General features: G+C 56.4%; 11 protein-coding genes and 1 pseudogene. 5 read left to right on the forward strand and 7 right to left on the reverse strand.

Going from position 1 to position 13334, the window contains the following annotated elements; all coding sequences use genetic code 11:
• Nucleotides 1-788 (forward strand): iron chelate uptake ABC transporter family permease subunit (locus tag HA41_RS11885; RefSeq protein WP_143807324.1); only part of this gene is annotated, 788 nt, incomplete at its 5' end.
• Nucleotides 789-832: 44 nt separating this feature from the next.
• Here HA41_RS11885 and hemL read toward each other — a convergent pair.
• Nucleotides 833-2113 (reverse strand): glutamate-1-semialdehyde 2,1-aminomutase, encoded by a 1281-nt coding sequence (gene hemL, locus HA41_RS11890; RefSeq protein ID WP_094120998.1) that lies wholly within the window; start codon nucleotides 2111-2113, stop codon nucleotides 833-835.
• A gap of 204 nt (nucleotides 2114-2317) precedes the next feature.
• Here hemL and erpA point away from each other — a divergent pair, with 204 nt between their 5' ends.
• Nucleotides 2318-2665 carry an iron-sulfur cluster insertion protein ErpA gene (gene erpA, locus HA41_RS11895; protein ID WP_031375266.1) on the forward strand — a complete coding sequence of 116 codons (348 nt, stop codon included), beginning with the start codon at nucleotides 2318-2320 and terminating at the stop codon, nucleotides 2663-2665.
• A gap of 30 nt (nucleotides 2666-2695) precedes the next feature.
• On the opposite strand, the gene HA41_RS11900 is transcribed toward erpA, so the two are convergent.
• The 3 genes from HA41_RS11900 to mtnN all read right to left on the reverse strand — a co-directional run bounded on the left by HA41_RS11900 (nucleotide 2696) and on the right by mtnN (nucleotide 4557).
• Nucleotides 2696-2947, reverse strand: a complete 252-nt coding sequence (locus HA41_RS11900; RefSeq protein WP_094120971.1) for a hypothetical protein — start codon at nucleotides 2945-2947, stop codon at nucleotides 2696-2698.
• A gap of 124 nt (nucleotides 2948-3071) precedes the next feature.
• The gene (gene btuF / locus HA41_RS11905) at nucleotides 3072-3866 is read right to left on the reverse strand and encodes a vitamin B12 ABC transporter substrate-binding protein BtuF (RefSeq protein WP_094120972.1); all 795 of its coding nucleotides are present in this window, start codon (nucleotides 3864-3866) and stop codon (nucleotides 3072-3074) included.
• Complete coding sequence (gene mtnN / locus HA41_RS11910; RefSeq protein WP_094120973.1) at nucleotides 3859-4557, reverse strand: 5'-methylthioadenosine/S-adenosylhomocysteine nucleosidase; 699 nt, start codon at nucleotides 4555-4557, stop codon at nucleotides 3859-3861. Before mtnN ends, btuF begins: the two co-directional genes overlap by 8 nt.
• A gap of 92 nt (nucleotides 4558-4649) precedes the next feature.
• Between mtnN and dgt the strand changes: the two genes are divergently transcribed.
• The 3 genes and pseudogenes from dgt (at nucleotide 4650) to HA41_RS11925 (ending at nucleotide 9056) form a co-directional block, all read left to right on the forward strand.
• Nucleotides 4650-6140 (forward strand): dGTPase, encoded by a 1491-nt coding sequence (gene dgt / locus HA41_RS11915; protein ID WP_094120974.1) that lies wholly within the window; start codon nucleotides 4650-4652, stop codon nucleotides 6138-6140.
• A 134-nt stretch (nucleotides 6141-6274) separates the two neighbouring features.
• Nucleotides 6275-7713, forward strand: a pseudogene (gene degP / locus HA41_RS11920) (serine endoprotease DegP).
• A gap of 185 nt (nucleotides 7714-7898) precedes the next feature.
• Nucleotides 7899-9056 carry a CdaR family transcriptional regulator gene (locus HA41_RS11925; RefSeq protein WP_094120975.1) on the forward strand — a complete coding sequence of 386 codons (1158 nt, stop codon included), beginning with the start codon at nucleotides 7899-7901 and terminating at the stop codon, nucleotides 9054-9056.
• Between the two features lie 70 nt (nucleotides 9057-9126).
• Here HA41_RS11925 and HA41_RS11930 read toward each other — a convergent pair whose 3' ends face one another.
• From HA41_RS11930 to glnD, 3 genes are all read right to left on the reverse strand, one after another.
• Nucleotides 9127-9519: a DUF3461 family protein gene (locus HA41_RS11930; protein WP_008925632.1), complete on the reverse strand. Its 393-nt coding sequence runs from the start codon at nucleotides 9517-9519 to the stop codon at nucleotides 9127-9129.
• A 224-nt stretch (nucleotides 9520-9743) separates the two neighbouring features.
• A complete protein-coding gene (gene dapD, locus HA41_RS11935; protein WP_094120976.1) occupies nucleotides 9744-10568 on the reverse strand; it encodes a 2,3,4,5-tetrahydropyridine-2,6-dicarboxylate N-succinyltransferase in 825 nt (274 codons plus the stop codon).
• An 82-nt stretch (nucleotides 10569-10650) separates the two neighbouring features.
• Nucleotides 10651-13305 carry a bifunctional uridylyltransferase/uridylyl-removing protein GlnD gene (gene glnD, locus HA41_RS11940; protein ID WP_094120977.1) on the reverse strand — a complete coding sequence of 885 codons (2655 nt, stop codon included), beginning with the start codon at nucleotides 13303-13305 and terminating at the stop codon, nucleotides 10651-10653.
• Nucleotides 13306-13334 lie beyond the last annotated feature (29 nt).

Consider the following 13334-nt stretch of genomic DNA (forward strand, 5'->3'; position numbering starts at 1 on the left):
TGGTGACCGGACTGATGCTCGGCGTGGCGGGCAGTCTGATCCAGCGTCTGACCGGTAATCCGATGGCCAGCCCGGAAGTGCTCGGTATCAGTTCCGGCGCTGCCTGTGGTGTGGTGCTGATGATGTTCTTCGTGCCGGGCGATGCGCTGATGTGGCTGCTGCCCGCTGGCGCGATCGGCGCGGCACTGACCCTGATGGTGATTATGCTGGTCGCCAGCCGAGGCGGTTTTTCACCGGAGCGGATGCTGCTGGCGGGGATGGCGCTTAACAGCGCCTTTGTCACGCTGCTGATGTTGCTGCTGGCCAGTGGCGATCCGCGCATGGGCGGCCTGCTGAGCTGGATTTCCGGCTCCACCTATAACATCAGCAGCAGTCAGGCGATACAGGGCGCGCTCTGCGCGCTGCTGCTGGTGGCGCTGGCCCCGCTGGCCAGCCGCTGGCTGACGCTGCTGCCGCTCGGTAGCGCCACGGCACGTTCGGCTGGCATGGCATTAACCCCGGCCCGGTTCAGCCTGTTGATGCTGGCGGCTGCGCTGACTGCCAGCGCCACATTGACTATCGGACCGCTGAGCTTTGTCGGATTGATGGCCCCGCATATGGCCCGGATGCTGGGCTTCCGTCGAGCGTTACCGCAGCTGCTGCTGTCAGGCTTGCTTGGGGCGGGATTGATGGTGCTGGCGGACTGGTGTGGGCGGATGCTGGCGTTTCCGGATCAAATCCCTGCCGGGCTGATGGCAACTTTTTTAGGCGCACCCTACTTTATCTGGCTGCTGCGGCGTTCAGGCTAAAAAAAGACCGGCGTTTGCCGGTCTGCGATTGCTATTACTGGCTGTTACAGTTTCGCGAAGCAGCGACGCGCGGCGTCGATGGTACGCTGAATATCTTCCTCACTGTGTGCCAGCGACATAAAGCCCGCCTCAAAAGCTGACGGCGCAAAGTAGACGCCTTCATCCAGCATCAGATGGAAGAAGGTTTTGAAACGCTCAACATCACAGCGGGTCACGTCGGCGTAACAGGTCACGCTGTCAGCATCGGTGAAGAACAGGCCAAACATGCCGCCGACGTGGTTAACCACCAGCGGAATGTTTTGCTGCTGCGCCGCGTCACGCAGGCCGGTCGCCAGCTTGCGGGTCAGTGCATCCAGCGTCTGATGGGTGCCCGGCTGCGCAATCTGGGTCAGACAGGCGTAACCAGCTGCCATCGCGATCGGGTTGCCCGACAGTGTGCCCGCCTGATAGACCGGACCGGTCGGGGCCAGCGCCGCCATCACCTCACGACGGCCGCCAAACGCGCCAACCGGCATACCGCCACCGATAATCTTTCCAAGGCAGGTCAGATCAGGACGGACGTTGTAATACTCCTGCGCGCCGCCCAGCGCCACGCGGAAACCAGTCATCACTTCATCAATGATTAACAGCGCGCCGAACTCATCACACAGCGCCCGCAGGCCGGGCAGGAAGTCTGGCTGCGGCGGAATGCAGTTCATGTTGCCGGCGACCGGCTCGACGATGATCGCCGCGATCGCTGCGGGATACTGTTCAAAAGCGGCGCGGACCGAATCCAGATCGTTATAGGTGCAGGTCAGGGTGTGCTTCGCGAAATCGGCCGGTACGCCAGGTGAATTAGGCTGACCCAGGGTTAATGCACCCGATCCCGCTTTGACCAGCAGATGATCGGCGTGGCCGTGATAGCAGCCTTCGAATTTGATGATTTTATCGCGGCCGGTAAAGCCACGCGCCAGGCGAATGGCGCTCATGGTGGCTTCGGTGCCGGAGTTAACCATGCGCACCATCTCCATGCTCGGCACCAGTTCGCACACCAGCTGTGCCATGGTGACTTCCATTTCGGTTGGTGCGCCAAAGCTCAGGCCACGCTCAGCGGCTTCAATCACCGCGTTGCGGATCCCGGCGTTGTTGTGTCCCAGCACCATCGGACCCCATGATCCGACATAATCGATATAGGCTTTGCCATCGGCGTCATACAGATAGGCACCATTGGCGTGTTCAATAAACAGCGGAACGCCGCCCACACCGGTAAATGCGCGCACCGGCGAGTTGACGCCACCCGGAATCAGGCGTTGTGCCTCGGCAAACAGTTGTTCGGACTTACTCATTTTCGGCTCCAGCGGTTCATAAAAATATCGCGCCATTCTACGGAAGAGGCGCAGCAGACGAAAGCCGGTTTCACCAGCCGCACTACTTAACCATAGTGAATGCGGCACAGAGTGCGAAGGGCAGAGCTTGATTGCGCAGAGGTGCTGGCAGATAATAGCAGGATTAAGGTCGTTTTCTGACCTGGACGTTTAGCGGAGTAAAACATGAGTGATGATGTAGCAGCACTGCCGTTGCAGTTTACCGACGCAGCAGCCACCAAGGTGAAGAACCTGATTGCCGACGAAGAGAACCCGGCGCTGAAATTACGCGTTTATATCACCGGCGGAGGTTGCAGCGGCTTCCAGTATGGTTTTACTTTTGATGACCAGATGAACGACGGCGATATGACTATCGAGAAACAGGGCGTTTCGCTGGTAGTCGATCCGATGAGCCTGCAATATCTGGTGGGCGGCTCGGTGGACTACACCGAAGGGCTGGAAGGCTCACGTTTTATCGTCACTAACCCGAATGCCAAAACCACCTGCGGCTGTGGTTCTTCGTTCAGTATCTGATAATGCAGGCCGTCTTCCTGACGGCCTCGCTTACCACTCTATCGTTACCAGCTGATGGTTTCGTCTCTCACTCCCCTCTGACTGTATGACGCTGCGCGTCACCCGCGGTTGCGCGCTCGCCTGTCTGCCGCAGTCGATCTGCGGCACAGACCGCGCTTCAGAACGCTGAATTTCACAGCGTGAAAAGATCACAAGTCTGACGCCAATAGAGCCGGTCACCGATTCCGCCAGCGTGTACGCCGGGATCAGCAGCCCCATCGCCAGTAGCAGTGCTCTGGTCATGTAAAGTTCCTGGTGTTGTACAAAAAGCGCTAAGCGCTAAAAAGGACGGCGAGCATACGTGGCGCGCGCGTCTCATATCTTGATTAACGGCAAAAAAGGCTGTTTCTTTAACCGATTGGTCGAATTATTGTGCAGGATGCAGGGCGACACACAGCTGTTGTGCCGCCAGCAACAGGCGCGGGCCAGGGCGGCTGAGCCAGTCATCATTAATCGCGATCACCGGTACACTGAGCTGCGGCTGCCAGAACGTCCGGACGTTCTCAGCCTGGCGGGCAGTACCACCGATCACAATCGCCTGCGGATGCCGCATCAGCACCTGTTCGCGGCTGACCTGCGGCCAGCTGACACGGCTGTCAGCAAAGATATTCCGGCCACTGCAGAGTTCAATAATCTCGTTCTGTAAGGTCGATTTGGCGGCGGTAAACAGCGGCTGCTGACCAAACTGTAAAAACAGCGGCACCACCGGCAGGTGAGCGTAGCGCTGACGCAGCCCGCCCTCCTGCTGTCGCAGTTGCTGCGCGGCTTTCACTGCCTGTTCAGGATGCGGGCTCCACTGCGCCAGCTTTTCCAGCGTCGCAATCAGCTGATCCAGCGTAACCGGATCGATCCATTCTATTTTCAACCCGAGCTGCTGCAGCTGGTCGATTTGTCGCTGCGGGTTGCCGCCACGCCAGGCTAAAATCAGATCCGGCTTCAGTTGCAGAATACGTTCGAGGTTAATTCCCTGCCAGTTGGCAACCTGTTCAATCGGTTTCGCCTGGGGTGGATAGTCAGACCAGGCGCTGACCGCAATGGGGGTAATCCCGGCGGCGAAGGCGAGTTCAGTCAGATGGGGAGCGAGAGTGATAACACGCGGAGGGGAAGCCAGCAGGCTGCCGCTGATTAGCAGCAGCCAGCAGAGCAGTAGCGATTTAGCCACGCGCCAGGCGCGCCAGCAGGTTCTCCACCATCAGCGACGACTGCTTAGCCGCAACGCTGAGGAATTCATCAAAGCTCAGATGCGAAGCCTGGTCAGCCACGTCAGAGATGGCGCGAACCACCACAAAAGGCACCTGGAACTGGTGACAGACATGACCGATGGCCGCGGCTTCCATTTCTACGGCGATCGCCTGCGGGAACTGCTGACGAATGCGTTCCAGCGGGCCGGCACCGTTGATAAAGGCGTCACCGCTGACCACCAGGCCACGTACCGCATTGAGATCGCGTTGCTGAATGCAGGCTTCAGCGGCCGCAATCAGATCACTGTCAGCGACAAAGGCTGCCGGGCAGCCGGCCATCTGGCCGGGTTCATAACCAAAGGCGGTGACATCAGCATCGTGATAACGCACTTCTTCTGATACCACAATATCGCCCACGCTCAGCGAAGAGGCTAAGCCACCGGCAGAACCGGTATTGATCACCACGTCTGGCTTACACAGCTGCAGCAGCAGGGTGGTACCCAGCGCGGCGGAGGTTTTACCAATGCCCGATTTCAGCAGTGCAACCTCAACGCCGTTCAGGGTGCCGGTATAAATTTCACAGCCAGCCAGCGATAAAGTTTGACGGTTTTCGATTTTGTCGCGCAGCAGGGTAACTTCCTGCTCCATCGCACCAATAATGCCTGCTTTCATAGTGAGTCCCGCTAATGTAAAAGGTCGAAATTTAGGGCATAGTCTAGCATGGCTAACAGGGGATTAATTCACGAAAAAATAAGGGGTAATCAATGTCAGCGATCAATTTCAGGAAGAAGATCAGCTTCTCACGCCCTTATACCAGTCGAAAAGATCCGGAGGGGGAATATTACATTACCCGCCATTTTGAGAGCGACCGCGGACGGATCATTAATTCCGCTGCCATCCGCCGCTTGCAGCAGAAAACTCAGGTCTTTCCGCTTGAGCGTAACGCCGCGGTGCGCTCACGGCTGACCCACTCGCTGGAAGTGCAGCAGACCGGTCGTTACATCACCAAGGAGATCCTGCAGACCCTGAAAATGCAGGGCGGGCTGGCGCAGTATGGGCTGGACGAGCTGGAAGGCGCATTTGAAAGCCTGATCGAGATGGCGTGCCTGCTGCATGACGTCGGTAATCCGCCGTTTGGTCATTTCGGTGAGGCGGCGATCAACGACTGGTTTGAGGATAATCTTCCCGCTGAGCTGGTCGATCCGCTGGTGGCGGGCGTGGAAGGCGAGACGCAACGACGCGCATTCGACCAGTTAAACGCCATGATCCGTCAGGACTTATGTCATTTCGAAGGCAATGCACAGGCGATACGGATGGTCCACACCCTGTTGCAACTCAATCTCAGCTATTCGCAGGTGGCCTGTATTCTCAAATATACCGCGCCAGCCTGGTGGCAGGGCGAGAAGCCTGCCGAATTCAGCGCATTAATGAAGAAACCGGGCTTTTATCTTTCTGAGCAGGACTATATAAGTGATCTGCGCGCCGCAACCAATATGGCAGAACATCACCGCTTTCCGCTGACCTATATAATGGAAGCGGCCGATGACATCTCCTATTGTATTGCCGATTTGGACGACGCTGTAGAAAAAGATATATTTAATGTTGAAAGTTTGTATGAATTTCTAAATAAAGCCTGGGGTCCTGTTAAAAATAATGACGCATTCAGCCGCACTATCGGCGAAGCCTGGCGTGAAGCCTGCAGTAAAAAACGTCGTAGCCGCAGCGATCAATTTTTTATGTCATTACGCGTAAATGTTCAGAGTGTGTTAGTGGCCTATGCAGTGAAGCGATTTGTTGATAATCTGCCCGCGATATTCGACGGTCACTTCAATCATGCGCTGCTGGAAGATGATGGCGAAGAGGGCCGTCTGCTGCAGTTATTCAAAACGGTTGCGCGCCAGCAGGTATTTAATCATTCCGAAGTGGAACAGCTGGAATTACAGGGCTATCGGGTGATTAAGGGATTGCTGGAAATTTATCAACCGCTGATGCGCCTCAATTATGAAGCCTTTACTACCCTGATAAATGAGGACTTTTTGCGGAAGCATCCGATAGAGACCCGGCTGTTCCATAAACTTTCCGGCAAACATCGTAAAGCCTATCTGCATAAAATGCGTACGCTGGTGGTAGAGCATAAATATGAGCGACTGTTGTGGGAACGTTATTATCGTTTTCGCCTGATTCAGGATTATATTAGCGGGATGACCGATCTCTACGCCTGGGATGAGTACCGGCGGTTAATGGCCGTCGAATAATCGCCAATTGTAAAGGACGCGAATAAATTTTTACCTTTGGTTGAAACTTTAAAAGGAACTTCGCGCTAAAACAATTATCTCACTCATCGACCACAGCAATGGTCTGGACAGTTATCCTCAAGAGAAACCAAAAAATGAAAAAAAAGAGCTTAATGTTAAGTGCGCTGGCCCTGAGCCTGAGTATGGCACTGGCGCCCGTAACCGTTTCTGCTGCGCAAACCGCCTCTTCTGATAGTCAGCAACTGCCAAGTCTGGCACCGATGCTGGAGAAGGTGATGCCTTCAGTGGTCAGTATTAGCGTGGAAGGCACCACCACGGTGAAAACGCCGCGTATGCCGCAGCAGTTCCAGCAATTCTTTGGCGATAATTCGCCTTTCTGCCAGGATGGTTCACCGTTCCAGAGTTCACCGATGTGCCAGAGCGGCGACGGTGCGGAAGGCGGCGCGCCTGGCCCGAATACGCAGCAGGAGAAATTCCGTGCGCTGGGATCGGGTGTGGTGATCAACGCTGAAAAAGGCTATGTGGTTACCAACAACCATGTGGTGAATAACGCCACTAAAATTCAGGTTCAGCTGAGTGATGGCCGTCGCTATGACGCTAAAGTGATCGGCAAAGATCCGAGCTCTGATATTGCCTGATTCAGTTGCAGGATGCGAAAAACCTTACAGCGGTGAAAATGGCCGACTCTGACAATCTGCGGGTGGGTGACTACACCGTGGCGATCGGTAACCCGTATGGACTGGGTGAAACCGTGACGTCGGGCATCGTCTCCGCGCTGGGCCGCAGCGGCCTGAACGTGGAAAATTACGAGAACTTTATCCAGACCGATGCGGCGATTAACCGGGGTAACTCCGGCGGCGCGCTGGTTAACCTTAACGGTGAGCTGATCGGTATCAATACCGCGATTCTGGCACCGGATGGCGGCAACATCGGTATCGGCTTTGCTATCCCGAGTAATATGGTGAAAAACCTGACTGCGCAGATGGTGGAATTTGGTCAGGTTAAGCGCGGTGAACTGGGCGTGATGGGCACCGAGCTGAACTCTGAGCTGGCGAAAGCGATGAAAGTCGATGCGCAGCGCGGTGCTTTTGTCAGCCAGGTGTTGCCAGGTTCAGCGGCGGCGAAAGCCGGTATCAAAGCGGGCGATGTGGTGGTGTCAATGAACGGCAAACCGCTGACCAGCTTTGCGGCGCTGCGCGCTGAAGTGGGGTCGCTGCCTATCGGTACCACCCTGAAGCTGGGCCTGCTGCGCGACGGTAAGCCAGTGGATGTTTCGGTTCAGTTGCAGCAGAGCAGCCAGGCGAAAGTGCAATCCGCCACTATCTACACCGGTATTGAAGGTGCGGACCTCAGCAACAGCGAAGTCGGCGATAAAGGCGTTCGTGTGGATAACGTCAAAGCGGGCAGCGCTGCCGCCCGTATCGGCCTGAAGAAGGGCGATGTGATTCAGGGGGTGAACCAGCAACCGGTGACCAACCTGGGCGAACTGCGTAAGATCCTTGATTCTAAACCGTCGGTACTGGCGCTGAACGTCAAGCGCGGCGACAGCAGCATCTATCTGCTGATGCAGTAAGTGATAAGGCAAGGCTATCAGGCGGACTTCGGTCCGCCTTTTTTTATTTCCTTATCCGGAACCGGGCAGAATGTGATGCTGACCGCAAATTCGCTAAATGCCCGGCTGGCTCTGTGCAATTGCACAATGTTCTGGCCGCCTTCCATGCGTATTCTATTTCTCCCCCTCTTTTTCTGGAGTAATGGATGGCTACCTATCATCTTGATGCCCGGCTGGCGCAGGATATCGTGGCGCGCACCATGAAAATTATTGACAGCAATGTCAACGTGATGGACGCGCGTGGCCGGATTATCGGCAGCGGCGATCGTGAGCGGATTGGGGAATTGCACGAAGGCGCGCTGCTGGTGCTCTCTCAGGGACGGGTGGTTGATATTGATGAAGCGGTGGCGAAACATCTGCACGGGGTACGGCCCGGTATTAACCTGCCGTTGCGGATTGATGGCGATATTGTCGGCGTGATCGGTCTGACCGGTGAGCCGCTGGCGCTGCGCCATTATGGTGAACTGGTCTGTATGACGGCAGAGATGATGCTGGAGCAGGCGCGGTTACTGCATATGCTGGCGCAGGACAGCCGCCTGCGTGAAGAGCTGGTGCTGAACCTGATCCGCAGCGATACCCTGTCGCCCCAGCTGACCGAATGGGCGCAGCGGCTCGGCATCGATCTTAACCAGCCGCGGGTGGTTGCCGTGGTTGAGGTCGATAGCGGCCAGCTCGGCGTAGATAGCGCGATGTCAGAATTGCAGCAGCTTCAAACGCTGCTGACCACGCCAGAGCGTGACAATCTGATCGCCATTGTTTCGCTAACCGAAATGGTGGTGCTGAAACCGGCCCTGAATGGGCATGGACGTTACGATCAGGAGGATCACCGCCGACGGGTAGAACAGCTGTTACAGCGGATGAAAGAGAGTGGACACCTGCGGATGCGGATTGCGCTCGGGAACTTCTTCACCGGCCCAGGCAGTATTGCGCGTTCTTACCGGACTGCCCGCACCACCATGATGGTCGGTAAACAGCGGATGCCGGACGTGCGCAGCTATTTTTATCAGGATCTGGTGCTGCCGGTGCTGCTCGACAGCCTGCGCGGCGGCTGGCAGGCCAATGAACTGGCGCGGCCACTGGCGAAGCTCAAGAGCATGGATAACAACGGTTTGCTGCGGCGGACGCTGATTGCCTGGTTTACGCATAATGTGCAGCCGAGTGCCACTGCGCGTGCGCTGTTTATCCACCGCAATACGCTGGAGTATCGACTGAACCGGATTTCGGAGTTAACCGGGCTGAATCTCGGCCATTTTGACGATCGGCTGCTGCTCTACGTGGCACTGCAGCTGGATGAGCAGGGCTGAGAGAAGAGGCGCTGCAAAAAAACAAAGGCCAGCAGTGCTGGCCTTTTTTCATCTCTGCTCTGGCAGAAAATTAACGACTGTTGCGGGTCAGCTTTTCCAGATCAGATTCGATTTCGGTAATCTTGTGGGACACCACGCTTTCCAGATGACGCAGGTCATCAAGGATTTTACGTTTCAGGTCCACTTCAACCTGGTCGCGCTGGCAAATCTGGTCCAGCTCATCAATCACGTAGCGCAGATTCGGACTGATTTCCTGCACTTCTTTGTAGCCCTGCGTGGCGTGATCGGCGACCACGGTTTTGCGCTGACGCGGATATTTGAATTTTACGCTTTTGGCGAAAAACTCTCCTTTGTCTTTGCGGAAGTAGATTTTAAGAATATCGTTATTGGCTTCCTGACGCAGGCTGTAGCGATCAATATCGTCCGGGTTACTGATACCTAAGCTTTTCAGATTGTCATACATAGCGTTTTTTCCATCAAAAAGTGAGAAGCGCGCAGTCGTGTTCATGAGGTTAAACAACTGTAGACATAAATAAGCTGGATGAACATTGCGCGACGGGATTTAACTGGCGCGGATTATGACCTGAATAAAAACTAAACGCACCAGTTAATTCGCGGCGCAAAACAGGATATTGTCGGGGAAGTGTAAAGAAAAGATGACGGGCCGGTTCCAGCCCGTCACATAAATCAGTCGATGGTGCGCAGCAGCTCGTTGATACCTGTTTTACCGAGCGTTTTTGCATCTACCTTCTTCACGATCACGGCACAGTAGAGGCTATAGCTACCATCTTTAGACGGCAGGTTACCCGAGACCACCACGGAGCCCGCAGGAACGCGGCCGTAATGCACTTCACCGGTCTCGCGATCATAGATTTTGGTGCTCTGACCGATGTAAACGCCCATTGAGATGACTGAACCTTCTTCAACAATCACGCCTTCAACGATTTCAGAGCGTGCGCCAATGAAGCAGTTGTCTTCGATAATGGTCGGGTTTGCCTGCAGCGGTTCCAGCACGCCACCGATACCCACGCCGCCAGAGAGATGAACGTTTTTACCGATCTGCGCACAGGAGCCGACGGTGGCCCAGGTATCTACCATGGTGCCTTCATCCACAAACGCGCCAATGTTGACGTAAGAAGGCATCAGCACGGTATTGCGGGCGATGTAGGCACCCTGACGCACCGCCGCGGGCGGCACCACGCGGAAACCCGCTTCTTTAAAACGCGCTTCATCCCAGCCCGCAAATTTCATCGGCACTTTGTCGTAGAAACGGGTTTCAGCGCCTTCCATCACCTGGTTGTCGTTGATGCGGAAAGAGAGCAGCACCGCTTTCTTCAGCCACTGATGCGTTACCCACTCGCCGTCGATCTTTTCGGAAACGCGCAGTGCACCGCTGTCCAGCAGAGAGATCACCTGGGTGATGGCATCACGGGTTTCGTTGTCGACGCTGGCTGGGGTGATATCAGCACGACGTTCGAAGGCGGATTCAATAACGCTCTGTAACTGTTGCATATTTTTTCCTGATCTGTCATGTGCAGCGCCGGGCAATTCCCCGACACCAGTAAAAAGTTTAAGGTTCACAAATCGACTTTGGTCACACTTTATCGTTTGGATTAAGGGCTTCTGTCAACCGTTGTTGCAACGCTTTGCGCATTTCCTCATTCAGCGCCTGGCGCTCACTGTTGGCGAGAATAAACAAATCCTCGACCCGCTCACCGATGGTGCTGATGCGCGCGCCGTGCAGCGAGACGCCAAGATCGGCAAACACTTCACCGACCCGCGCCAGCAGGCCGGGCTGATCGAGCGCCACCAGTTCCAGGTAGCTACGGCGGTCGGTGTGGGTTGGCAGAAAATTGACTTCGGTATCCACGCTGAAGTGCTTCAGCCTGGCTGACGGACGACGGGTTCGCGGCGGCACCCAGTCTGACTGGGTAATCGCCTGTTCCAGCGCCTGAATAATCATCGGATGGCGGTCCGGCGACAGCGGGCTGCCATCGGGCTCCAGCACAATAAAGGTATCCATCGCCATGCCGTCGCGGCTGGTAAAGATTTGCGCATCGTGCACGCTGAGGTTGCGGCGATCCAGTTCGCCCGCTACTGCGGCAAACAGGTGTGGCCGATCCGGACTCCAGATAAAGATTTCGGTGCCGCCGCGCGTGGCCTGCGGGCTGACCAGCACCAGTGGTTTTGTCAGATCATGACCCATCAGATGCCGGGCATGCCAGGCGATCTGATTCGGCGTATGCCGCAGGAAGTAGTCGGCGCGGCAGCGGTTCCAGATTTGGTGCAACCGCTCTTCATCGATATTGTCCATCCGCAGCAGCGCCAGCGCCTGCAGACGATGGTGGCGTACCCGTTCGCGCAGGTCCGGGCTGTTCTCCATGCCGCGCCGCAGCTGTTTCTCGGTGGCGAAAAACAGTTCGCGCAACAGGCTCTGCTTCCAGCTGTTCCACAGGCTTTCGTTGGTGGCACAGATATCCGCCACAGTCAGGCAGACCAGATAGCGTAGCCGGTTTTCATTCTGCATGACCTCGGCGAACTGCTGAATCACCGTCGGGTCCTGAATATCGCGGCGCTGCGCGGTGACCGACATCAGCAGATGATGACGCACCAGCCAGGCGACCAGCTGGGTTTCACGCGAGTTCAGGCCGTGCATTTCAGCGAAGTCGAGCGCATCCTGGGCGCCGAGAATCGAGTGATCGCCGCCGCGCCCTTTGGCGATGTCATGCAGCAGCGCAGCCATCAGCAACAGCTCCTGCTGTGGCAGACGCGGCCAGAGCTCAACGCACAGCGGATGTTGCGGTCGGGTGGTTTCGCTGGCGAAACTTTCCAGCTTCTGCAGCACGCGAATGGTGTGCTCATCAACGGTATAGGCGTGGAACAGGTCGAACTGCATCTGGCCGACAATATGACCCCACAGCGGCGTATAAGCCCATAACACACTGTGACGATGCATTGGCACCAGCGCCCGGCTGACGGCACCAGGGTGACGCAGAATAGACATAAAGATGCGACGCGCCTCCGGGATCTGGCACAGTGGCTGTTTCAGATGGCGGCGCGCATGGCGCAAATGACGCAGAGTGGTGGAGTAGATGCCTTTAATGGCGTCGTTGCGCACCATGACGTAGAACATGCGCAGAATCGCCTGCGGTTCGCGCCTGAACAGGGTGGCATCGCGCAGATCAATCAGGTTGCCGCGCAGCTGAAAGTCATCGTCAATCGGGCAGGGCTTTTCGCTGGTCGGCAGCGCCAGTATCGCTTCATCGAACAGCTGCAGCAGCATCTGGTTCAGTTCGCCGATCCGGCGCGTCACCCGGTAAAAATCTTTCATCATCCGCTCAACCGGCTCGTTGCCTTCGCCCTGATAGTTCAGGCGTTGCGCCACGCTGAGCTGGCGATCGAACAGCAGTCGGTTGTCGTAGCGGGGCAGGGAGAGGTGCAGGGCGAAGCGGATGCGCCAGAGAAACGCCTGGCACTCGTTCAGTTCGCTGCGCTCCACTTCGGTGAGGAAACCGAAGCCGACCATCTCATCCAGCGTGGTGGCACCAAAATGGCGGCGCGCCACCCATTGCAGGGTGTGGATATCGCGCAGGCCACCAGGACTGCTTTTAATGTCTGGTTCAAGGTTATAGCTGGTGCCGTGATAGCGCTTGTGGCGCTCCTGCTGTTCTTCGATTTTGGCGGCGAAAAAGGATGACGAGGGCCAGAACCCGTCGCTGAAGACATTTTTCTGCAGCTCAAGGAACAGCGCCACGTCACCGGTCAGCATCCGTGATTCAATCAGGTTGGTAGCCACGGTCAGATCCGATAAGCCTTCCAGCAGACACTCTTCCAGGGTGCGCACGCTGTGGCCGACTTCCAGCTTCAGATCCCACATCAGGGTCAGCAACGCGCTGGTGCGCTGTGCCGCCTGGTCATCCAGCGGCTGACGGCTGAGGATCAGCACGTCGATGTCTGACAGCGGATGCAGTTCGGCACGGCCATAACCGCCGACGGCCACCAGGGCGATATCGCTCATCGGATCAAAGCCAAAGAAGCGCCACAGGCGACGCAGCAGGCGATCGATAAACAGCGTGCGGGCATCAATCAGCGGCTCGACCGGTTCACCGGCGTCGAACGCGGCGGACAGATACAGATGAAACTGCTCCAGCCGCTGTTTCAGGATGTCGCGGGTGAGCTGATCGTCATCCCATTCGGCCGGGGAATCGACCAGACCGTTTTGTACCTCTTCCGACAGGCTCACGCTCATGCAGCTCTTCTCTTCTTCAGCCAAAAAAA

This window comes from Pantoea conspicua (assembly GCF_002095315.1).
Taxonomy (GTDB): Bacteria; Pseudomonadota; Gammaproteobacteria; order Enterobacterales; family Enterobacteriaceae; genus Pantoea; species Pantoea conspicua.

Excerpts from the sequence above, each read along its gene's own strand:
- HA41_RS11930 (WP_008925632.1), bottom strand. The coding sequence starts at position 9,519 with ATGTATGACAATCTGAAAAGCTTAGGTATCAGTAACCCGGACGATATT.
- hemL (WP_094120998.1), bottom strand. The coding sequence starts at position 2,113 with ATGAGTAAGTCCGAACAACTGTTTGCCGAGGCACAACGCCTGATTCCG.
- dapD (WP_094120976.1), bottom strand. The coding sequence starts at position 10,568 with ATGCAACAGTTACAGAGCGTTATTGAATCCGCCTTCGAACGTCGTGCT.
- HA41_RS11925 (WP_094120975.1), top strand. The coding sequence starts at position 7,899 with ATGGCTACCTATCATCTTGATGCCCGGCTGGCGCAGGATATCGTGGCG.
- HA41_RS11900 (WP_094120971.1), bottom strand. The coding sequence starts at position 2,947 with ATGACCAGAGCACTGCTACTGGCGATGGGGCTGCTGATCCCGGCGTAC.
- glnD (WP_094120977.1), bottom strand. The coding sequence starts at position 13,305 with ATGAGCGTGAGCCTGTCGGAAGAGGTACAAAACGGTCTGGTCGATTCC.
- mtnN (WP_094120973.1), bottom strand. The coding sequence starts at position 4,557 with ATGAAAGCAGGCATTATTGGTGCGATGGAGCAGGAAGTTACCCTGCTG.
- erpA (WP_031375266.1), top strand. The coding sequence starts at position 2,318 with ATGAGTGATGATGTAGCAGCACTGCCGTTGCAGTTTACCGACGCAGCA.
- dgt (WP_094120974.1), top strand. The coding sequence starts at position 4,650 with ATGTCAGCGATCAATTTCAGGAAGAAGATCAGCTTCTCACGCCCTTAT.